This is a genomic window from Comamonas testosteroni, from assembly GCF_000761245.1.
Classification (GTDB): domain Bacteria; phylum Pseudomonadota; class Gammaproteobacteria; order Burkholderiales; family Burkholderiaceae_C; genus Comamonas; species Comamonas testosteroni_C.
On sequence record NZ_AWOR01000042.1, the window covers coordinates 153,016 to 174,934 of the forward strand.

The 21,919-nt window shown below is 62.0% G+C and carries 20 protein-coding genes; 8 read left to right on the forward strand and 12 right to left on the reverse strand.

Translation table 11 applies throughout. The features are described 5' to 3' along the window. Positions 1 to 133: 133 nt before the first annotated feature. Complete coding sequence (locus P353_RS09185) at positions 134 to 1,132, forward strand: Bug family tripartite tricarboxylate transporter substrate binding protein (RefSeq protein ID WP_232776368.1); 999 nt, start codon at positions 134 to 136, stop codon at positions 1,130 to 1,132. A gap of 77 nt (positions 1,133 to 1,209) precedes the next feature. Here the strand turns inward: P353_RS09185 and P353_RS09190 are convergent, their stop codons facing one another. After that, entirely contained in the window at positions 1,210 to 2,232 is a 1,023-nt protein-coding gene (locus tag P353_RS09190) for an AraC family transcriptional regulator (protein WP_034368266.1), read from the reverse strand. A gap of 110 nt (positions 2,233 to 2,342) precedes the next feature. Here P353_RS09190 and P353_RS09195 point away from each other — a divergent pair, with 110 nt between their 5' ends. The 4 genes from P353_RS09195 (at position 2,343) to P353_RS09210 (ending at position 6,372) form a co-directional block, all read left to right on the forward strand. Further along, positions 2,343 to 3,254, forward strand: coding sequence for a TauD/TfdA dioxygenase family protein (locus P353_RS09195; protein WP_052084807.1), 912 nt, complete (start codon positions 2,343 to 2,345; stop codon positions 3,252 to 3,254). Between the two features lie 15 nt (positions 3,255 to 3,269). Then, positions 3,270 to 3,872, forward strand: coding sequence for an RBBP9/YdeN family alpha/beta hydrolase (locus P353_RS09200; protein ID WP_034368268.1), 603 nt, complete (start codon positions 3,270 to 3,272; stop codon positions 3,870 to 3,872). Between the two features lie 99 nt (positions 3,873 to 3,971). Beyond that, the gene (locus P353_RS09205; protein ID WP_034368272.1) at positions 3,972 to 5,024 is read left to right on the forward strand and encodes a Bug family tripartite tricarboxylate transporter substrate binding protein; all 1,053 of its coding nucleotides are present in this window, start codon (positions 3,972 to 3,974) and stop codon (positions 5,022 to 5,024) included. Between the two features lie 235 nt (positions 5,025 to 5,259). After that, positions 5,260 to 6,372, forward strand: a complete 1,113-nt coding sequence (locus tag P353_RS09210) for a porin (protein ID WP_232776370.1) — start codon at positions 5,260 to 5,262, stop codon at positions 6,370 to 6,372. A gap of 152 nt (positions 6,373 to 6,524) precedes the next feature. On the opposite strand, the gene P353_RS09215 is transcribed toward P353_RS09210, so the two are convergent. From P353_RS09215 to P353_RS09225, 3 genes are all read right to left on the reverse strand, one after another. Beyond that, a complete protein-coding gene (locus tag P353_RS09215; RefSeq protein ID WP_052084808.1) occupies positions 6,525 to 6,878 on the reverse strand; it encodes a Rieske (2Fe-2S) protein in 354 nt (117 codons plus the stop codon). Next, positions 6,847 to 7,503, reverse strand: coding sequence for a DsbA family protein (locus P353_RS09220; RefSeq protein ID WP_034368283.1), 657 nt, complete (start codon positions 7,501 to 7,503; stop codon positions 6,847 to 6,849). The genes P353_RS09215 and P353_RS09220 overlap by 32 nt, the downstream gene beginning before the upstream one ends. A gap of 91 nt (positions 7,504 to 7,594) precedes the next feature. Beyond that, positions 7,595 to 8,575, reverse strand: coding sequence for a quinone oxidoreductase family protein (locus P353_RS09225; RefSeq protein ID WP_034368287.1), 981 nt, complete (start codon positions 8,573 to 8,575; stop codon positions 7,595 to 7,597). Between the two features lie 484 nt (positions 8,576 to 9,059). Between P353_RS09225 and P353_RS09230 the strand changes: the two genes are divergently transcribed. Then, positions 9,060 to 10,850, forward strand: a complete 1,791-nt coding sequence (locus tag P353_RS09230) for an acyl-CoA dehydrogenase (protein WP_034368290.1) — start codon at positions 9,060 to 9,062, stop codon at positions 10,848 to 10,850. Positions 10,851 to 11,037: 187 nt separating this feature from the next. Here P353_RS09230 and P353_RS09235 read toward each other — a convergent pair whose 3' ends face one another. Beyond that, on the reverse strand, positions 11,038 to 11,727 hold the full coding sequence (locus P353_RS09235; RefSeq protein WP_232776371.1) for a GntR family transcriptional regulator: 690 nt from the start codon (positions 11,725 to 11,727) through the stop codon (positions 11,038 to 11,040). Positions 11,728 to 12,235: 508 nt separating this feature from the next. Here P353_RS09235 and P353_RS09240 point away from each other — a divergent pair. After that, positions 12,236 to 13,768, forward strand: coding sequence for an NCS1 family nucleobase:cation symporter-1 (locus P353_RS09240; RefSeq protein ID WP_034368296.1), 1,533 nt, complete (start codon positions 12,236 to 12,238; stop codon positions 13,766 to 13,768). 123 nt (positions 13,769 to 13,891) lie between these two features. On the opposite strand, the gene rng is transcribed toward P353_RS09240, so the two are convergent. The 7 genes from rng to P353_RS09275 all read right to left on the reverse strand — a co-directional run bounded on the left by rng (position 13,892) and on the right by P353_RS09275 (position 20,579). Next, entirely contained in the window at positions 13,892 to 15,379 is a 1,488-nt protein-coding gene (gene rng, locus P353_RS09245; RefSeq protein ID WP_003053901.1) for a ribonuclease G, read from the reverse strand. A gap of 140 nt (positions 15,380 to 15,519) precedes the next feature. Then, the gene (locus P353_RS09250; RefSeq protein ID WP_034368318.1) at positions 15,520 to 16,134 is read right to left on the reverse strand and encodes a Maf family protein; all 615 of its coding nucleotides are present in this window, start codon (positions 16,132 to 16,134) and stop codon (positions 15,520 to 15,522) included. A gap of 110 nt (positions 16,135 to 16,244) precedes the next feature. Beyond that, positions 16,245 to 16,712, reverse strand: a complete 468-nt coding sequence (rlmH, locus tag P353_RS09255) for a 23S rRNA (pseudouridine(1915)-N(3))-methyltransferase RlmH (protein ID WP_003053899.1) — start codon at positions 16,710 to 16,712, stop codon at positions 16,245 to 16,247. Beyond that, a complete protein-coding gene (gene rsfS, locus P353_RS09260) occupies positions 16,713 to 17,390 on the reverse strand; it encodes a ribosome silencing factor (protein WP_034368321.1) in 678 nt (225 codons plus the stop codon). 227 nt (positions 17,391 to 17,617) lie between these two features. Beyond that, on the reverse strand, positions 17,618 to 18,571 hold the full coding sequence (hemF, locus tag P353_RS09265; RefSeq protein ID WP_052084809.1) for an oxygen-dependent coproporphyrinogen oxidase: 954 nt from the start codon (positions 18,569 to 18,571) through the stop codon (positions 17,618 to 17,620). After that, positions 18,571 to 19,863: a phosphoribosylamine--glycine ligase gene (purD, locus tag P353_RS09270; RefSeq protein ID WP_034368324.1), complete on the reverse strand. Its 1,293-nt coding sequence runs from the start codon at positions 19,861 to 19,863 to the stop codon at positions 18,571 to 18,573. Before purD ends, hemF begins: the two co-directional genes overlap by 1 nt. After that, a complete protein-coding gene (locus tag P353_RS09275; RefSeq protein ID WP_003053891.1) occupies positions 19,860 to 20,579 on the reverse strand; it encodes a YebC/PmpR family DNA-binding transcriptional regulator in 720 nt (239 codons plus the stop codon). Before P353_RS09275 ends, purD begins: the two co-directional genes overlap by 4 nt. 80 nt (positions 20,580 to 20,659) lie before the next feature. Here P353_RS09275 and P353_RS09280 point away from each other — a divergent pair. Beyond that, positions 20,660 to 21,919: helicase HerA-like domain-containing protein (locus P353_RS09280; protein WP_034368379.1), on the forward strand; the 1,260-nt coding region annotated here is incomplete at its 3' end.

Consider the following 21,919-nt stretch of genomic DNA (forward strand, 5'->3'; position numbering starts at 1 on the left):
GTGATTCGCGTCTTGCAAGCCAGCGCCGATAACGCCGCTGCAAGACAGGCGCTGAATGCCTACGTTCTTGACGATGAGGGTCACAGACTCTCCTGCCAGCGCCATCTGAGCAACTCCATTTAGGGAGCAACACATGCGAAACATTCCTCGAACCCTGCGCTCCTGCGCCGCATTTTTTTGCGTCGGCGTCATGGCCAGCACCGCCGCACAGGCCCAGACCCCAGCACCTGCCTGGCCCGCCAAACCCATCCGCCTCGTCGTTCCTGCGCCTCCAGGTGGCATCACCGATGGTGTGGCGCGCCTGGTGGCCGATCATCTGCAGACCAATCTGGGCCAGCCCGTGGTCGTCGACAACAAACCCGGCGGATCGGCCGTGATTGCCGAGCGCGCCGTGATGAATGCACCTGCCGACTGGCACACGCTGATGATTGCGCCCTCCAGCATCTGGACCGACTTTCCACTCACCGTGAAGACGCCGTTTGACGTGCACAAGACATTCACCTATGTCTCGGATGTGGCCTCCATGGTGCATATGCTGGTAGCCAACAACAGCTTTCCCCCCAACAGGATTCAGGAGGTGCTGGACTATGCAAAAAAGAGCTCCAGCCCGATCAATATCGCCAACCTGAGCCCCGGCACTCGCTCCGACATGCTGGGCGAGCTGCTGAGCGAGAAAAGCGGCGGCAAGATCACCGCCGTGCCCTACAAGGGCTCGGCCCCTGCCATCGTCGATCTGATCGGCAACCAGGTACAACTGACCTTTGAAGTGGTGACCAATGCAGCCCCGCTGGTCAAGGCCGGCAAGATCAAGGCCCTGGGCGTGGTCTCGCCCAACCGCTCGCGGCTGCTGCCCGATGTGCCCAGCTTTGCCGAGCAGAACATGCCCGACTTTGTGCTGCCCGATGCCAGTGTGGGACTGTTCGTGCTGAGCAGCACCCCCCCGGCCCTGATCCAGAAGGTGCGCCAGGAAATGGACAAGGTGACTCAATCCGCCAAGTTCCAGGCGCAGCTCAAAACCCAGGGCTTTGACGCACCCCAGCCCAGCACGATGACGGAGCTGCAACAAAAAATGCTGAACACGGTGGAGCAGAACCGCAAAATTCTGAGCAAGCTCAGAATCGCCAGCAACTGAAGGACGCTGGCGTAGCCGCCCTCTCCCAGGGGCGGCACTTTGGTAGTGTGTTTGGCGGGCCTTTGCGGCCCGCTTTTTTATGCGCCGCCTGTGCCTTCGGTCTGTGCCTTGGCACGGCTGTCCTTGGCACTGCAGCCAAACTGGCTCTGATACCAGCGCGAAAAACTGCTGGGGGCCGTAAAGCCCAGCAGCTCGGCCACCTCGGTCAGAGAGCGGTTGCTCTCGAACACATAGCGCACGGCCAGCTCCTTGCGGATATCGTTCATCAGCGAGGAAAAGCTCTGCCCCTTTTCCGTCAGCCGGCGCTGAATGGTGCGTGGCACCACACCCAGGTGCTCGCTGACCTTCTCAATGCTGCAGCGGCCGCTGGGCAACAGCAGCAAGATGGTGCGGCGCACATCGTCCAGCACCGTATCCTCGCTCATGGGCGCCACGGACTCCAGCAGCTTCTGGGCATAGCGCACCATGGCAGGGTCGGCAAACTCGTTGCGCGTATCGAGATCGGCCTTGACGCAAACAATGCAGTTGAACTCTTGATTGAACTCCACGCGCGGGCCGAACATCAGGTGATGCATGCTCAGGTCCTTGGGCGCGGCATGCTCGAAACACACCATGCGAGGCTGCCAGTCACGCCCGATGAGCTGCCGAATGGCGCGCACCATCACGCCCAGCGCCAGCTCCACGCGCTGGCGCGTAGGCTCATGGGCACGGCCGGCCAGCAACAGCTCACGGATCAGCACCGTCTCGGCCTGCTCGTCCAGCTCCAGCGTCATGGCGCCATTGAGCAGGGCCAGATGACGCACCAGCAGGTTCAGCGAATCGCGCAGCGTAGCCTGATCGCGAATCAGCAGGCCCACCGGGCCCATATTGGACAGCAGGCGCGAGCGCGCCATGCACAGACCGAAGCTCTCATTGCCCGACTGCGTGGCCGAGGCCTGCAGCAAACGCCCCACCTTGTCCACCGGGATCATCAGATCCGGCTCGTCGAGCACACCGGGGCTCAGGCCGGCATCGAGCAGCATGCGCGCGCCATTCAGCCCCGAAGCCTGGGCGACTTCGGCGTAATTGGTCAAGCAGGCTGCGCGAACGAGAGAGGCCATGGGGTTTCACTAACTTGGCACTAATTGCAAAGCACCAGTCATGTAATGACAAGCGCCGATCGAGGGGAGTTTTCACACTGGCGACATTGATTCTATAAGGAGACTTCCCCATGAAAAACGAGGTTGGCGCAGCACCCGCCCTTATCCGCTCCAGCTCTTTGACCCGCTCTGTGGAAGTCAATCCTCTGACCTGCTCCATCGGTGCGGAGCTGTCCAACGTTCATCTGGGTGCGGCCGCCGAGGACGAAGGCCTGATGGCAGAGATCCGCCAGGCGCTGCTCAGGCACCGCGTGATCTTTTTCCGCGACCAGGACATCACGCGCGCCGAGCATGTGGCGTTTGCACGCAAGTTTGGCGAACTGGAAGACCACCCGGTGGTGGGCAGCCACCCCGAGCACCCTGGCCTGGTGCAGATTTACAAGACCCCCGACAGCCCTCTGGACCGCAACGAAAACTCCTGGCACACCGACGCCACCTGGCGCGAGCAGCCCCCCATGGGCTGCGTGCTGCGCTGCGTTGAGTGCCCGCCCGTGGGCGGCGACACCATGTGGGTGAACATGGTGATGGCCTATGAGAATCTGCCAGCCGACATCAAGGTCAAGATCGAGCATCTGCGTGCCCGCCACAGCATCGAAGCGAGCTTTGGTGCCGTCATGCCCATCGAAAAACGCCTGGCACTCAAGGCCCAATACCCCGACGCCGAGCACCCCGTGGTGCGCATCCACCCCGAAACCGGCGAGAAGATTCTGTTCGTCAACAGCAGCTTCACCACCCATTTCACCAACTACAACACACCTGCCAATGTGCGCTTCGGCCTGGACAAATCGCCCGGCTCCTCGCAGCTGCTCAATTACCTGACCAGCCAGGCCATGATTCCCGAGTACCAGGTGCGCTTCAAATGGAGCAAGAACAGCGTAGCCTTCTGGGACAACCGCTCCACCCAGCACTACGCAGTGATGGACTACCAGCCCTGCCACCGCAAGATGGAACGCACCGCCATCATCGGCGGCCCCACGGACTGAGCCAGGAGACAGAAGATGACCTTGAACCACACGATTCTCATCATCCCCGGCCTGCGCGACCATGTGCAAGAGCACTGGCAGACGCTGCTGGCCAAGGAGCTGACTGCTCAGTCCATCCCCTGCGTCACCGTGCCACCGCTGGAGCAGGACAAGCTCAGCTGCCAGGCCCGCCTGGACGCGATCGACCGTGCACTGGACAGCATCGACGGCCCCGTCATCATCGTGGCGCACAGCGCCGGCTGCATGATGGTCGCGCACTGGGCGCTGCGCCGAGCCCGTCCCATTCTCGGAGCCTTGCTTGCTGCCCCCGCCGATGTGGAAACCCAGATGCCTGCCGGCTACCCCACCAAGGAAGTGCTGGCAGCCAACGGCTGGACGCCCATCCCGCGCCAGCGCCTGCCGTTTCCCACACTGCTGGCAGCCAGCAGCAATGACCCGCTGACCCAGTTGGAGCGCGCGCGCGGCTTTGCGCGCGACTGGGGAAGCGAGCTGGTGGAGCTGGGCCCCCAGGGCCACCTGAACCCGGCCTCGGGCCACGGCCCCTGGCCGCAGGCAAAACAGCTGATCGAGGATTTGCAGGCTCGGATCGAGGCCCGACAGCCCGAGCCAACGGCCTGAGCCGCCCGACAACCATCACGATGAATGCGCAGCCACCCACAATATATAAAAGGTGCGCGCAGATGGGGAGCCAGATCTCCCCATTGAAGGAGACAAGCAATGAAGGCAACGACACCCGCCTCGCGCAATTCAGTGCACACGGCAGACTCTCGCACCGCGACAGCCAGCGCACTGCGCCGGACATTAGGCCTGGCCGTCATGGCCGTGGCCGCCAGCCTGGCCTTGCCCGCACAGGCCGAGCAGACCGCGGACTGGCCGACCAAGCCCATACGCCTGATCGTCACCGGGCCTGCCGGCGGCACGGCCGACACACTGGCCCGTCTGCTGGCAGAGGGTATGCAGCAAGAGCTCAAACAGCCCGTGATCGTGGAGTCCAAGCCCGGTGCCTCGGGGGCCATCGGCATCCAGGACCTCAAGTCCCATGGCAAAAGCGGCTACACCTTTTTGGTGATTCAGGACGGAGCACTGAGCGAGGCACCCCAGGCCCAGAAAGTCAGTTTCGACCCGTTCAAGGACCTGACTCCGCTGGCCCAGCTCACACGCACCGGCCTGGTCATGGTCGCCAACAAGGATCTGCCGTTCCAGACCCTGCCTGAATTCATCAGCTACGCCAGGCAGCAACGCGACGGCGTGGACTTTGCCTCCTACGCCACGGGCCTGAAGGGTCACACCTCGGGCATGCTGCTGGGCCAGTTGGCCAAGATCAATATGCGCCATGTGGGCTACAAGGGCTCGCCCCCTGCTCTGGTGGACCTCATGGGTGGTCATATCCCGGTGATGTTCGATGGCGTCACTACTTCGCTACCCCTGATTCGCAGCGGCAAGATCAAGGCACTGGCAGTCGTCTACCCGAGCCGCCTGCAGACTTTGCCCGACGTGCCGACGTTCACCGAGCTGGGCTACCCCCAGCTGTCCAAATCCGGCTGGTTCGCCCTGTGGTCCCACCCACAAACCCCGGCCGTCATCCAGCAAAAGCTGCGAGATGTGGCGCTGGCACATTTCCGCAAGGAGTCCGTGCTCAAACAGCTCGCCACGGTGGGCATGGAGCCCGGCCAGCCGCTTACCACGGCAGAAATGACAGCCGACCTCAAAGAGGCCAGCCGCAAGCAGGCAGCTCTCCTCAAGTCCATAGGCTACAAGCCCGAAAACTGAGCCCCGGGTCCTTGAGCAGTTGCTCTCACGCGGCTCCACTACCTATCTGATTCAAGACCTCTGCCCGGTGCCCCCTTGGCACCGTGGGCGGCTGCGCCCGGCTCAAGCCCTTTTGCAGGATTCGAGCTGGGGCTTGCCTGCGCCTTCAACCCATTCTCAGGCCCGGCCTTGCCCCGCTGTGTTTTTCGTCGGTTTGCCATCAGGCATCTTTTTTCAACGGTTCAAGGAGACATGAATGACTACAAAAAAAATGGCTTTCAATACGCTGGGCGCTCTGGCATGCACGTTGGTGCCGCTGGCGGCCTCGGCACAATCGTCTGTACAGGTCTACGGCGTGGTGGATATGGCCGTATCCAATTACCGCGGCGCGGGCGCAGGCTCGCGCCAGATGCTGACCTCCAGCGGCAATCAGGCCAGCCGCCTGGGCTTCAAGGGCCGTGAAGACCTCGGCAGCGGTCTGGCAGCCGGCTTTGATCTGGAAGCGGGACTCAACACCGACAGCGGCACCGGCCAGGCCTCCAACACCAACAACCAGCCTTCGGGGGCCGGCAGCGGCAGCGGTCTGAGCTTCAACCGCAAGTCCCTGGTCTATCTGCAGAGCAAGCAATGGGGCGAGGTACGTCTGGGCCGCGACTATGTGCCCGCCTTCTGGAACATGTTCAACTACGACCCCTTTCGTCTGGGCGTGGGCATGAGCCTGCATGTGCTGCACGGCACGACGGTGACGGGCTTTCGGGCGTCGAACAGCATTGGCTACCTCTCGCCCGGCTGCTCCAGCTCGAGCTGCAAGGGACTGTTCTATCAATTGATGACGGCATTCGGCGAAAACGATGCCGGCCCCAACCGTCAGGACGGCCGCGTCTATGGTGCACGCCTGGGTTATGGAGGCGATAACTGGGATGCAGCCGTCGCCATCACAACCACCAAGAACCGTGCCGCCGACGATTACAGGCAGATCAATGCCGCCGCCTCCTACCTCTGGGAGGGCCACCGCCTCATGGTTCTGGCTGCCGATCACCGCACCGGCAACCGCCTGGCAGGTCTGGACAATGCCGACCATGTACGCTACTGGCAGCTGGGTGCCATCTGGAAGGTCGGCAACGGCAACATTCCCATGAGCTTCATGCGCCTGAGCCGCAACGACAACAGCGGCAGCAGCTCCAACAAGTACGCCGTGGGCTATGTGCACAACCTCTCCAAGCGCACTGCACTCTACGGCACCTATGCCTATGTAGACAATCGCGGCAGCATCAACCTGCCGGTGGCCACGGGCGCGCTGCAAGGCCCGATTCCAGTCGCAGGCGGCAATGCTTCGGGCTTTGACATCGGCGTTCGCCACACGTTCTGAGCCCAATCCATGGCAACCGGCGCCTGCTGGTTGCCGGTTGCCGTTCTCCGTTCTCCGGTCTCCGGCCAGAGGACATCAATCCTGAAACCATAGAAAAAGGCCCGCAGAGATAATCCGCGGGCCTTCTTCATCGCACATCAGCGCTCGATGGTTCAGCAGCAGTTGTCAGGCGGTTTGAGCCAGAGCAGCCCCTGTCTGACAAGAACTTCGTAGAGAGGAATCGTCATCTGCGGCGATGCCGTGCACCGGCCGCTGCGGATATCGAACTTGAGTCCATGCGCGGGGCAGCTCAGCACATGAGCATCGCAGCTGCCACCGGCCATGGAGGCACCCGCATGCGGGCAGCTGTTGTCCAAGGCATAGAACTCGCCTTCGACATTGAGCAGCAAGATGCTCTGGCCACCAGGCGTGAAGACCAACTTTCGCCCGCCCGGCGGCAAATCCCGCACGGCGCCGGCGGCCAGCAATGCGGTATCAGGCGAAGGTGCTGTCGGCAACACGGGCATGCTCCATGGCGCGCAGCAGTTCTGCGGGCGCCACCGCGCCCGTCACCTGCAGACGCTGGTTGAACACCATATGCGGCACGCCGCCAGTATGGCCCTCCTCGCTTTGGTAGCGCAGCGCATCAAAGCGGGAGGGATTCCAGTCCAGTGCTGCCGAGTGCGCCAGCTGCTGCAGCACCATGACCGAGCCTATATCGCGGCCCTGCACAAAGTAAGCGGCAAAGATGGACTCCACAAAGCGGATCATGGATTCGCCATCGAGCAGAGTCTGGGCGTAGTTGACCAACGCACAAACCAGGCGCGTGCTGGGGAAGGTTTCAATCAGCGCATGATTGATCTGCAGGCCTGCCGCGTGGGCCGCCGAGCGCACCTGGGCACGGCGAACCTCCACGGCCCTGGGACCGCCCAGCCTGGCTTCATAGAAGGCCTGGTAAGGCACTCCATGCTCCGGGATATGGGGCAGCAGAGTGTCTGCATGCCAATGGATTGCAAGCTGCTGGTCGGGATATCTGGCCAGCAGCATCTCACGGGCGGCCAGCAGATTGCGCAGGCCGATCCAGCACCAGGGGCAGATCAGGTCCAGCGAAAAGTCGACCTGCAGTGTCGTTGCAGCAGAGCTTTGAGTCATGGCATTTATTTCTTTGGGCAGTCACCGGAGTTGATGCAAAAAGGGCTGAATGGCTCAGCCCTTTTCATACCCGCATGCTGCCTTCGGTATCTCAGAGCGTGAAGATGGCCGATCCCACAATCTTGCGGGCTTCCAGATCGCGGTGAGCCTGCACGGCGTCTTCCAACGCATAGCGCTTGCTGATGTCCACCTTGATACGACCTTCGGCCACATGGGCGAACAGCTCGTTGGCCAGCTCTGCACGCTCCGTGGGGTCGGCGATGTAATGCGCCGATGCGGGACGGGTCAGGAAAAGCGAGCCCTTGCCGGCCAGAATCTGCGGGTTGAATGGCGCAATGGAGCCCGAGGCCGTGCCCAGACAGACCATCAGCCCGCGCACCTTCAGGCTGTTGAGCGAGCCCTCGAAAGTGTCCTTGCCCACGCTGTCGAAGACGGCATTCACGCCCACGCCGTCTGTCAGCTCACGCACGCGCTTGGCCACGTCTTCGTGGCTGTAGTTGATGGTGTGAACGCAGCCGTTGGCCTTGGCCACTGCGGCCTTGGCATCGCTGGAGACCGTGCCGATCACATTCAGGCCTTCCAGCTTTGCCCACTGCGACACCAGCAGGCCCACGCCACCGGCCGCAGCGTGCAGCAAGATGGTGTCGCCCTTCTTGAAGTCCCAGATGCGGCGCATCAGGTAAGCCGCCGTCAGTCCGCGCATGGTGATGGCTGCTGCGGTTTCAAAGCTGATGTTGTCAGGCAGACGGATCAGGGGGGCAGCAGAAATCAGGCGCTCCGTGGCGTAAGCGCCGATGGTGTTCAGTGCGCCGGTATAGGTCACGCGGTCGCCGACCTTGAAATCCGTCACGCCGTCGCCCACGGCCGTGATCGTGCCGCAAGCCTCGCTGCCCACGCCTGCGGGCAAAGGAGCGGGATACAGACCGGAGCGGAAATAGGTATCGGCAAAGTTCAAGGCCACAGCGCCTTGCTTGAGGCGAACCTGACCTGGACCGGGTTGGCCGACTTCAATGTCTTCCTGTCGCAACACCTCGGGGCCGCCAACTTCGTGATAACGGATTACTTTAGCCATACAAACTCCCAGTCAGATACCAATCGAAAGGTGATACGGCACACTGCCTCACCTCGAACAGAAGCAATACGAATCAATGACTTAAGCCATATCTCCGGTATTTCTCCATTCAGACTGGACTGAATTTATGGGAATTCGGCTCTAGGACATTTCCCGAGAGCGCCGCCCTCTTGTCTTTACGCGACACCACGGGTAAATACCAAGTCAAAAAAGTTAACTTAAAAGTTTCTATTTGATTGAAAGCTTGCCGCAAGCGTTGGCCACCATATTGCGCGTCTGCGACTGCGGCAAGCCCGTCACAGCCTCTAGAATCATTCCGTTTACGTAAACGTCAAACCAATGCGAGGTCCTGACATGCTTGCCAGGCGCCAGACATGAAGTCGAGGGAAGCCCCTGCCATCCGTGGCAGGCAACATCCCCAACAATCCAAGGCACAACTCAGGTCTGGCAGCCAGCCGGGCCAGCATTCAAGGAAACAGAGACGATGACCTACAAAGCGCCCATCAAAGACATGCTGTTCGACATGGAGCATCTGGCCCAGATCGAGCAGGTCGCCCAGATTCCCGGCTTTGAAGATGCGGGGCTGGAAACCGCGCAGGCCGTGCTCGAAGAATGCGCCAAGCTCTGCGAAGGCGTGGTCGCCCCCCTGAATGTTCCCGGCGACATCAATCCCTCTTCCTTCAAGGATGGCGTCGTCACTACCACGCCCGGCTTTGCCGATGCCTTCAAGCAGTACGCCGAAGGCGGCTGGCAAGGCCTGCAGCACCCAGCCGACTTTGGCGGCCAGGGCCTGCCCAAGACCATTGGCGCGGCCTGTATCGAGATGCTCAACAGCGCCAACCTGAGCTTTGCGCTGTGCCCGCTGCTGACCGACGGCGCCATCGAGGCGCTGCTGACTGCAGGCAGCGACGCGCTCAAGTCCAGCTACCTGGAAAAGCTGGTCACCGGCGAGTGGACCGGCACTATGAACCTGACCGAGCCCCAGGCCGGCTCCGACCTGGCCCTGGTGCGCACCAGGGCCGAGCCTCAGGGCGGCGGCAGCTACAAGGTCTTCGGCACCAAGATTTTCATCACCTATGGTGAGCACGATATGGCGGACAACATCGTCCACCTGGTGCTGGCCCGCGTGGCGGGGGCGCCCGAGGGCGTCAAGGGGATCAGCCTGTTTGTCGTGCCCAAGTTCCTGGTGAACCAGGACGGCTCCTTGGGCAAGCGCAACGATGTGCACTGCGTCAGCATCGAGCACAAGATGGGCATCAAGGCCTCGCCCACGGCCGTGCTGCAATTTGGCGACAACGGGGGAGCCATCGGCTACCTCGTGGGCGAGGAAAACCGCGGCCTCGAATACATGTTCATCATGATGAACGCCGCGCGCTATGCCGTGGGCCTGCAGGGCCTGGCCGTCGCCGAGCGCGCCTACCAGCACGCCGCGGCCTACGCCAAGGAACGCGTGCAAAGCCGCCCCGTCGACGGCTCGGTCAAGGCCAGCGCCACCATCATCCATCACCCCGATGTGCGCCGCATGCTGATGACCATGCGCGCCAGCAACGAGGGCTGCCGCGCCATGGCAACCGCCGCCGCTGCCGCCTACGATGCTGCTCACCACCATCCGGACGCAGAAGTGCGCCAGGCCAACCAGACCTTCTATGAATTCATGGTGCCCCTGGTCAAGGGCTACAGCACCGAAATGAGCCTGGAAGTCACCAGCCTGGGCGTGCAGGTGCATGGCGGCATGGGCTTCATCGAGGAAACCGGCGCCGCCCAGTACTACCGCGATGCCAAGATCCTGACCATCTATGAGGGCACGACCGCCATCCAGGCCAATGACCTGGTCGGCCGCAAGACCGCGCGTGATGGCGGCCTGACCGCCAAGGCGATTGCCGCCCAGATCGAGAAGACCGAAGCCGCCCTTACTGCCAGCGGCACCGACACGGCCAAGGCCGTTGCCAGGAATCTGGCCCAGGCCCGTCAGGCCTTTGTGCAGGTGGTGGACTTCATCGTGGCAAAGGCCAAGGCCGACCCCAATGCGGCCTATGCAGGCAGCGTCCCCTATCTGATGCTCACCGGCAATCTGGTCGCCGGCTGGCAGCTGGGCCGCTCGGTGCTGGCTGCGCAGGAGCTGCTGGCCAAGGGCCAGGACACGGCCTTCATGCAGGCCAAGCTGGCCACGGCACAGTTCTATGCCGAACATATCCTGACCCGGGTGCCCGGCCAGGCCGATGCCGTGACCAACGGCGCGGCCAGCGTGATGGCATTGCCCATGGAGCAGTTCTGATCCCGGGCGGCAAGGCCCCGCCCCATCACAGCATCCATGAAGATAGCGGCTGACGCTTGCCCATCAAGCGCCAGCCGCTATATTTTTTGAAGATCCAGGTCAGCAGCACATCTCCCAGGGCTGGCGCTTTTGCCTGGCAAGGCAAATTCCTGCCATGCTGCTGCGCTCCCAGTCGGGCCCGGCAAGGCTACTTCGCCGGCGCGGTCTGCTCGGCAATCAGGATGGAGCGCAGGCGGTCACGCTCCCGCCCATTGCTGGCCAGCCCCTCGTCCAGACGCGACTTCAGGGCGTCGATATGCGCAATCATCAGTTGCTCGGCCCTGGCGTTATCACCTTCGGCCAGTGCCTCGACGATGGCCGCATGATCGTCATTGGAGACCTGAGCCTCGCTCTTGGAGTGATACAGCGCCGCAGCCAGCATCGACCTTGCCGACAGATCGACGATCATCGAGGACAGAAAACGATTGCCCAGGCATTCGGCCAGGCAGATATGAAAGTCCGCAAGCAGCGAGCTGCGAGCAGTGGCGTCGTCGGCAGCAATCGACTCCTGCTCCTGCGCAATATGCTGGCGCAGACGCTTGAGCGCAGATTGCAGCGGCCTGCCTGCATCGCGCAGCATGCCCGGCTCCACCACACGCCGCGCGGCATAGGTCTCCTGGGCTTCTTCGAACGAGGGCTCGGCCACATACCAGCCCACGCGCGAGCGCACCTCGACAAAGCCGCGCGCCTGCAGCTGGATCAGCGCTTCGCGCACCAGGGTGCGGCTGACCTCAAACATGTCGGCGATGTCCTGCTCGCCCAGCCTCACGCCGGGTCGCAATCTGCCCGTCAGGATGGACTCGATCAGACGCTCCGCAATCTTGGTCTTGGTGATCACAGCATTACCTTCTGCATGGCTCTCCATTCAATCAACAGGACTGGGCGTGCAGCCCGGTGCCAAGGCAGCCATCACCGGCTTCGGGGCCCGGTCGCAAGCCATGGCACAGAGGCCATGGCTTTTGCGCCAGCCTGCAGTTTACCGTTGCTTACCTTGCCCGAACCCGCTGCCGCCCGGGCCCTGCACAAACGCGCCAGCGCCAGCATTTGCAAACTCCGCGCGCCACCCCGAACGCGCATTCGGAACTATTTGTAGGCACTCCAATGACCGAGGGTTCCCACCAATTCGAGCCCGAATCGGCTTGTATACATTTTTCGTCTTATCTGATGTATACAAGATGATATTCAAGTTTGAGACTTGAATCCTCTCATCTTCAAAGCATCGGAGTGCATGTCCGCTGCCCATTAGCGCGGTCATGCCGATGCCACGCTGTCTGGGCGAGACGGGAGCGATTGCCTGAGAAAAGCCCGCGCCCGGACAAGTGGTTGCTCCCCACCAAAGGCAATAAATGAGAGACCTAGCAATCAACGAAGGCGGCCACTTCGCCCCCAGTCAGAGCACTGCAACGGCCAAGCCGCATGAAACCCTGCCAGCAGGAGTCTCGCCAGCGCTCTACAACGCCGACCTCGCGCCCACCGCCAAGCAAGGTCGGTCCTGGGGTGCCTACAGCCTGTTCACCCTGTGGGTCAACGATGTGCACAACCTCGGCAACTACTCTTTTGCCATCGGCCTGTTTACCCTGGGCTTCAGCGGGGGGCAGATCCTGACGGCGCTGCTTCTGGGGGCCAGCTTTCTTTTCGCGCTGCTGAACCTCTCGGGCTTCATGGGCTGCAAGACGGGCGTCCCCTTTCCCGTCATGAGCCGCATCAGCTTTGGCACGCGCGGCGCACAGATACCGGCCTTGATACGCGGCGGCGTGGCCATCGCTTGGTTTGGCATACAGACCTATCTGGCATCCAAGGTCCTCGATGTCCTGGTGCTGATGCTGCTGCCGCAGTGGCAGCCCCTGGCCGAGCAAAGCCTGCTTGGTCTGCCGCTGCTGGGCTGGATCAGCTTCACGCTGCTCTGGGTGGTGCAGGTCGTCATCGCCTGCTGGGGCATGGAGAGCATCCGCAAGTACGAGGCATTCGCGGGTCCGGTGATCTTCATGACCTTTATCGCTCTGGCTGGCTGGATTCTCTACAGCTCGGGCGGACAGCTGCACTGGTCGGCACCTTCGGTGCAGGCCAGTGGCTCGCAGTGGGTGCAGATTCTCGGCGCCGCCTCGCTATGGGTGGCGCTCTACGGCACTTTCGTGCTGAATTTCTGCGACTTCACGCGGGGCACGACTTCGCGCAGCGCCGTGATCAAGGGCAACTTCTGGGGCATTCCCATCAATATGCTGGTCTTCGGTCTGGTCGTGGTGATCCTGACCGGCGGTCAGCTCTCCATCGACGGCACGCTCATCAACAGCCCTGTGGACATCATCCAGAAGATTCCCAGCAAGCCCCTGCTGATCCTGGCCAGTATCGCGCTCATCATCCTGACCATTGCCGTCAATCTGATGGCGAACTTTGTGGCCCCAGCACTGGCTCTGACCAATCTGCTGCCCAGAAAGCTCAACTTCCGCAAGGCCGCCCTGGTCAGCGCCATCCTGGGCTTTGTCATCCTGCCCTGGAATCTGTACAGCTCGCCCGTGGTGATCGTGTATTTCCTTGGTGGACTGGGCTCTCTGCTCGGGCCGCTGTTCGGCATCGTCATGGCCGATTACTGGCTGATCCGCAAGCAATGCGTGGATGTTCCGGCTCTGTACGCCCAGAATGCAAACAGCCCCTACCACTACCGCAACGGTATCAATCCCAGAGCCATTCAGGCCTTGATTCCCTCAGCCCTGATCTCGCTGCTCTTCGCCTTTGTGCCCCATCTGCAGTCCGTCTCCGCATTTTCCTGGTTCATTGCCGCAGGACTGGGGGCCTTCTTTTACTGGCTGGTCGCCCCCAAGGGGCTGACCTACGCCGATCGAGATGGCGAAGCCATCGCTGTGGCAGCAGCCAAGCACTGAGCCACGGCACCGGTATTCGACGGGAACATGAAACGAGGCGCCAAGGCGCCTCGTTTTGTTTGAAGCCGCAGCTTGATGGCTCGGCGCCAGCGTGGTCGGCAGCCTACGCCGCAGCAGCGATCCTCACAGCAGCACGATGTCGTATTGTTCCTGCGCCATCGCAGTCTCGGCCTGCAGCGAAATGGGCTTGCCGATGAAGTCCGAAAGACTGGCCAGATGCTGGCTTTCCTCGTCGAGGAACATCTCGACTACCTTGGGAGATGCCACGACGCGGAACTCATGCGGATTGAACTGACGGGCTTCGCGCAGGATTTCGCGCAGCACCTCGTAGCAGATGCTGCGCGCGGTCTTGACGTTGCCCTTGCCGGAGCAGGCTGCACAGGGCTCGCACAGCATATGGGCCAGCGACTCGCGCGTACGCTTGCGCGTCATCTCCACCAGGCCCAGCTGCGAGAAGCCGCCGGCCATGGTCTTGACGCGGTCGCGCGCCAGCTGGCGGCGGAATTCGGAGAGCACCTCGCCCTGGTGCTCCTCGCGCACCATGTCGATGAAGTCCACGATGACGATGCCGCCCAGATTGCGCAGCCGCAACTGACGCGCGATGGCGTGCGCCGCTTCCAGGTTGGTCTTGAAGATGGTGTCGTCAAAATTGCGCGCACCGACATAGCCGCCCGTGTTGACATCGATGGTGGTCAGGGCTTCGGTCTGATCGACGATCAGATAGCCGCCCGACTTCAGATCCACACGCCGTCCCAGCGCACGCGCGATTTCCTCGTCGATGTTGTAGAGGTCGAAGATCGGCCGCTCGCCCTTGTACAGCGCCAGTTTGGGCACGGCCGCCGGCATGTACTCCTGGCCAAAGCTCTTGAGCAGCGCAAACTGCTCGCGCGAATCGATGCGAATGCTCTGGGTGTTCTCGCCGACCAGATCCCGCAGCACACGTTGCAGCAGGTTCAGATCCTGATGCAGCACCGACATGACGGGAAGCTTCTGTGCCGTATCCTTGATGCGCGCCCAGGTCTTGCGCAGATAGCGGATGTCATCGGCCAGCTCGGCATCGCTGGATTCCTCGCCATTGGTGCGCAGAATGAATCCGCCGCCCCCGCCGCCGTCCTTGGTGCCGACCAGCTCCTGTAGACGGGCCCTCAAGGCATCGCGTTCGTTCTGGGGAATTTTCTGGGAGATGCCGATATGGTCGTCCTGCGGCAGAAACACCAGCAGGCGCCCGGCAATGCTGATCTGCGTGGACAGGCGTGCGCCCTTGGTCCCTATGGGGTCCTTGATGACCTGCACCATGATGGACTGGCCTTCGAACACCTGCTTTTCGATGGGTATCAGCGGCTGGTCCTTGCGCGCAAACATCGGGGCTTCGCCGCTTTCCTGACGCTGCCAGACATCGGCCACGTGCAAAAAGGCAGCACGCTCCAGGCCGATATCGATGAAGGCAGACTGCATGCCGGGCAGCACGCGCGAGACCTTGCCCAGATAGACATTGCCGACGAGTCCCCGCTCCAGAGGGCGCTCCATGTGCAGCTCCTGCACGGCACCATTCTCGACAATCGCCACCCGCGTTTCCTGCGGCGACCAGTTGATCAAAATATCTTGCTGCATTGACTGTCGTTCTTTCTTTATATGTCCTGGCTTTTGCTGCACCCAGTGTGCGACGCGCGCATGGCTGGCGCAAGACAGCTGCCATGCAGACCTTCCCTTGGGGGAAATCTCAAGAACAGAGTGTCGATTGCGCCAAAGGTTCAGAGCGGCCAGCCCAGCTGGCGCAAAAGCTCGGCAGTTTCATAAACGGGCAGGCCCATGATGGCCGAATAGCTGCCGCGGATTTCTGCAATATGTGCGGCCGCCCTGCCCTGTATGCCATAGGCACCGGCCTTGCCCATGGGTTCGCCCGTGAGCACATAGGCATCGATCTGCGCCTCGGTCATGGGCGCAAAGCGCACGGTAGACACCGACAGGGCCTGCAGACGCCGCACACCGCTTTGCAGCGCCACGGCAGTCAGCACCTCATGTTCGGCCCCGGAGAGCAGGCGCAGAATGCGTCGCGCGTCTTCGGCATCGGTGGGCTTTCCCAGATTCTGCTTGCCCAGTGCTACGGTGGTGTCCGAGCACAGAATGGGCGCTGCCGGCAGACCACGCCGCGCATGGCGGGCCACGGCCGCATCGAGCTTGCCTGCCGTCACGCGCTGCACATAGTCATGGGGGTCTTCCCCAGTCAGCTCGGCCTCTATGGCCTCGGCATCCTCGGCGATGTCGCCGGCCGCATTGGGCAGCAGCAATTCATGCGCCACACCCAGCTGCTCGAGCAGTTGACGACGGCGGGGACTTTGGGATGCAAGATAGAGAAATGGCGCCATGATTTTGATTAAAAATGGCCTCTAGCGCCCATATATAAAGCGCTACAGGCTATCAAAATCATAGTATCACGCACTGCGCGAAATTGCACGCAGAGTCCGATCACAAGCGCTTATTCGCGATGGTAGGGATGGCCGGCATTGACCGACCAGGCGCGGTAGAGCTGCTCGATCAGCAGCACGCGCACCATGGCATGCGGCAGGGTCAGGTCGGAGAGACGGATGCGCTCGTGTGCCGCGGCCTTGAACTCGGGGTCCAGCCCGTCGGGGCCGCCGATGACCAGGGCCACATCGTCGCTCTCGAGCTGCCAGCCCTTGAGACGCTGGGCCAGCGCCTTGGTGGTCAGATTGGTGCCGCGCTCATCGAGCACCACGATGCGGGTACCTCTGGGAATGGCCGCTTCGATACGCTTGCGCTCTGCCGCATACAGGGTCTCCAGCGTCTTGGAGCCGCGCGGCTCGGTCTTGACGGCCTTGAGTTCGACCTTGAGTTCGGGTGGAAAGCGCTTGGCGTAATCGTCGTAGGCCGTCTGCGCCCAGTCGGGCACATGCAGGCCTACAGCCACGATGGTCAGCTTCATTTAGGCCTTGGCGCGGGGAGCACGCTTGGCTGCGGGTTTGGCCGCAACCGGCTTGGCAGTACGGGGCGTGCTGGGCTTGACGACCACGGTCTTGACCGTCTTGGCAGCGGCGGACTTGGCAGCAGGCTTCTTGGCTGCAGGCTTGGCACCGGCGGCCGTCTTGGTGGCGGGCTTCTTGGCCACGGCCTTCCTGGCAGCAGGCTTTTTCTCGACCACGGTGTTTTCCGCAGCAGCCTTTTCCACGGCCAGCTTGGCAGCCAGCTTCTTGGCGGCCACTTCGGCGGGCTTGGGCTTGGCGGCACCGATCTTCATGCGCACCGGTGTCTCACCCCAGATTTCTTCCAGGCGGTAGTACTGACGGATGGCCGGCTGCATGATGTGGCAGACAACCGAGCCGCAGTCCACGATGATCCATTCGCCGTTTTGCTCACCTTCCTGGCGGGGCACGGGAAACCCTGCTTCCTTGACGGCTTCGCGCACGCTGGAGGCAAGTGCCTTGGTCTGGCGGTTGGAAGTACCCGAGGCCACGATCACGCGCTCGAACAGCGGCGACAGTGCTTCGGTGTTGAACACCTGGATGTCGTGGGCCTTGACGTCTTCGAGACCGTCAACAATGGCTCGCTGGAGTTTGGTGACGTCGCGCTTGGCTGCGGAATCCGATTTGGTGGAGGTGGTCATCAGGCGATGGAATCAGTAAATGATGGGATCAATATAGCGTGTGCTGCGCCACACCCGTATCAGGGCTGGGTTAGCGTCTGCGTTCGGGCCCCTAAGACCCGTGCTCTTCACGCATTGAAAAAGGTTGACGCGCCAGTCGATAGCGCATCCAGCTATGGAAATTATAGTTTTCTAAAAATTTCCTTGCTGACAGGGCTTTATGCGCTGCCGGCAAGGAAACAGACTGATTACAGCCAGTCGCGGCGAATCAGGAATTTATCCAGCAAATCACGCTCAGGGGTACCCGGTGCATCCTCGCGCTGATAGCTCCAGTCCGCGTGGGGCGGCATGGACAGCAAAATGGATTCAGTACGGCCGCCGGACTGCAGGCCGAAATGCGTGCCGCGGTCCCAGACCAGGTTGAACTCCACATAGCGCCCACGGCGGTATCGCTGAAAGTCCACCTGCTGCGGGGTGTAAGGCAAATTCTTGCGGCGCTCCACGATGGGCAGATAGGCCTTCAGAAAGGCATCGCCCACCGAGCGCAGCATGGCAAAGCTCTGCTGCTGACCCAGTTCGCTGAAATCATCGAAGAAGATGCCGCCAATGCCGCGCTGCTCGTTGCGATGCTTGAGGAAGAAATACTCGTCGCACCATTGCTTGAAGCGTGGATAGAGCGGCTCGCCAAACGCTGCCAGTGCATCGCGGCAGGTCTGGTGGAAATGCACGGCATCTTCCTCAAAGCCGTAGACCGGCGTCAAATCCATGCCGCCGCCAAACCAGCAGGTCTTGGGCTGGCCCTCATGGCCGGCCGATATCATGCGCACATTCATGTGCACCGTGGGCACCAGGGGATTGCGCGGGTGAAATACCAGCGATACACCCATGGCCTCGAACGGCGCACCTGCCAGCTCGGGCCGGTGCTGTGTGGCCGAAGGCGGCAGCTGTGGCCCGCGCACATGCGAGAAACCGCAGCCTGCGCGCTCGAACACGCGCCCGCCTTCCATGATCTTGGTGACGCCGTTGCCTTGCAGCTTCTCGCCCGGCTCCTTGTGCCAGGCATCTGCCAGAAAACGCGCACCACCCTCGCCTTCGATCGCTTCCAGCGCATCGGTGATGCGGGTCTGCAGACCCATCAGGTACTCACGCACCTCGGCCGCAGGCAGCTGATCAGCCACAGAAGATGAGGATGCCTGGATCATCAGTCGGCTTTCTTGACGGCGCGGAAGCCGATGTCGCGACGATACTGGGCGCCATCGAAATGGATGCCACGTGCCACGTCATACACCTTCTGCTGCGCCTGCTTGACACTGTCGGCCAGCACGGTCACACACAGCACGCGACCACCGCTGGTCACAGGCTGGCCGTCATCGCCCAGCTGGGTGCCGGCATGGAAGACCATGGCATCGTCGGCGGCGGCGGGCAGGCCCGTGATGACATCGCCCTTGCGCGGGCTTTCAGGGTAGCCGGCGGCAGCCATGACCACGCCCAGTGCGGTACGACGGTCCCACTGCAGCTCCAGCTGATCCAGCTTGCCTTCGCAGGCTGCCAGCATCACGTCCACCAGATCGCTCTTCAGACGCATCATGATGGGCTGGGTTTCCGGATCGCCCATGCGGCAATTGAACTCCAGCGTCTTGAGATGGCCGGCCTTGTCGATCATCAGACCTGCATACAGGAAGCCGGTGTAGGGCACGCCGTCTTTTTCCATGCCGCGGATGGTGGGCAGGATGATCTCGCGCATGGCGCGGGCATGCACATCGGCCGTCACCACGGGCGCAGGCGAATAAGCGCCCATGCCGCCGGTATTGGGGCCCTGGTCGCCATCCTTGAGACGCTTGTGGTCCTGACTGGTCGCCAGCGCCAGCACGTTCTTGCCGTCGCACAGCACGATGAAGCTGGCTTCCTCGCCCTCGAGGAACTCCTCGATCACGACGCGTGCACCGCCTTCGTTGTGCTGAACACCGTACTTATTGTCCACCAGCATGAAGTCCACGGCATCGTGGGCTTCCTGCAGCGACATGGCCACCACCACCCCCTTGCCTGCAGCCAGACCGTCGGCCTTGATGACGATGGGAGCACCCAGGCGATCCACGTAGGCATGGGCCGCGACGGCGTCGGTGAAGGTTTCATATTGCGCCGTGGGGATGCTGTGGCGCGCCATGAAGTCCTTGGAGTAGGCCTTGGAGGACTCCAGCTGCGCTGCAGCCTTGGTCGGACCAAAGACCTTGAGTCCATGGGCACGGAACTCATCGACCACACCAGCCGCCAGCGGAGCCTCGGGCCCCACCACGGTCACGGCAATCTTTTCGGCCTGGGCCCATTCGCGCAGAGCCTTCACATCGGTGATGTCGAGGTTCTCCAGCTTGCCGCCAGCCAGGGCTGTGCCACCGTTACCGGGAGCCACATAGACCTTGGTCGCCTTGGGCGATTCGGCCAACTTCCACGCCAGAGCGTGCTCACGGCCACCGCCGCCAATCACAAGAATTTTCATAGTTCTGCGTTGTGGTAGACGTCTTGAACGTCATCCAAGTCTTCAATCATGTCCAGCAGCTTCTGCATGCGAGCTGCATCATCGCCTTCGAGAGCGATTGTATTTTCGGGGCGCATGGTCACCTCGGCCATGTCGGCGGTAAAGCCGGCGGCCTGCAGTGCATCACGCACGGCTTCAAAGTCGCCGGGGGCCGTCAGCACCTCGATGCCACCTTCGTCATCGGTGATCACATCGTCGGCGCCAGCCTCCAGTGCGATCTCCATGACTTTTTCTTCGTCCGTGCCGGGGGCGAACATGATCTGACCCACATGCTTGAACTGGAAGGCCACCGAGCCTTCGGTGCCCATATTGCCACCGTACTTGCTGAATGCATGGCGAACATCGGCCACCGTACGTACGCGATTGTCCGTCATTGTGTCCACAATGATGGCCGCGCCGCCGATGCCATAGCCTTCGTAACGGATTTCCTCATAGGTCACGCCGTCGAGATTGCCCGTGGCCTTGTCGATATTGCGCTTGATATTGTCGGCCGGCATATTGGCGGCCTTGGCCTTGTCCACTGCCAGACGCAGACGCGGGTTCGCACTCAGATCGCCGCCGCCTTGGCGGGCTGCGACCATGATTTCACGAATGATGCGCGTCCAGATGCGGCCACGTTTTTCATCCTGGCGCCCCTTGCGGTGCTGGATGTTGGCCCATTTGCTGTGTCCTGCCACAGGGAATCCTTTGATATTTGATTTAACCTAGCGGGAGCGATTTTACTTTTGACTGCATGCCCCCCCAGAGGAAACCCGAAATGGCTTCACCCCTTTTGATTGCCCAGCACTCTGCCACAGAATGTGTCCTGCTGCCCGGACTGGCCAATCGGCATGGCCTGATCACCGGCGCCACCGGCACCGGCAAGACCGTCACGCTGCAAAAACTGGCCGAGAGCTTCTCGCAGATCGGCGTGCCGGTCTTCATGGCCGACGTCAAAGGAGACCTGAGCGGCATCAGCCAGGCCGGCAAGATAGAAGGCAAGCTGGCCGCCTCGCTCAAGGAACGCGGCCTGGACCTGCCCCAGCCCCTGGCCTGCCCCGCCACGCTGTGGGATGTGTTCGGCGAGCAGGGCCATCCCGTGCGCGCCACCATCTCGGACATGGGCCCGCTGCTGATCGGCCGCATGCTGAATCTGAACGAAACCCAGATGGGCGTGCTCAATCTGGTGTTCAAGATCGCCGACGACAACGGCATGCTGCTGCTGGATCTCAAGGATCTGCGCGCCATGCTGAACTTTGTGGGCGACAACGCCAAGCAGTTCACCACCCAGTACGGCAACATCAGCTCGGCCAGTGTGGGCGCCATACAGCGTGGACTGCTGGGCATTGAAAGCCAAGGCGGCGACAAATTCTTTGGCGAGCCCATGCTCGACATCAACGATCTGATGCAGACCGACGCCAACGGCATGGGTGTGGTCAATGTGCTGGCGGCGGACAAGCTGATGAACGCGCCGCGCCTGTACTCGACTTTTTTGCTCTGGCTTCTGTCCGAGCTGTTCGAGCAGTTGCCGGAAATCGGCGATCCCGAGAAGCCCAAGCTGGTGTTCTTCTTCGACGAGGCCCACCTGCTGTTCAACGATGCGCCCAAGGTGCTGATCGAGCGCATCGAGCTGGTCGTGCGCCTGGTGCGCTCCAAGGGCGTGGGCGTGTACTTCGTCACCCAGAACCCGCTGGACGTTCCCGATAGCGTGCTTGGGCAGCTGGGCAACCGCGTGCAGCATGCCTTGCGCGCATTCACCCCACGCGACCAGAAGGCCGTAACCTCGGCCGCCTCCACCATGCGCCCCAATCCCGGCCTGGACATTGCCGCAGCCATCACCGAGCTGGCTGTGGGCGAGGCCCTGGTCAGCTTCCTCGACGATAAAGGCCGCCCCAGCGTGACCGAGCGCGTGTTCGTGATTCCACCCGGCAGCCAGCTCGGCCCCATCACGGCCGAGCAGCGCAAGGCCCTGATCGATGGTTCCCTGGTCGCTGGCGTCTATGAGAAAGCCGTGGACCGCGAATCGGCCTTCGAGATA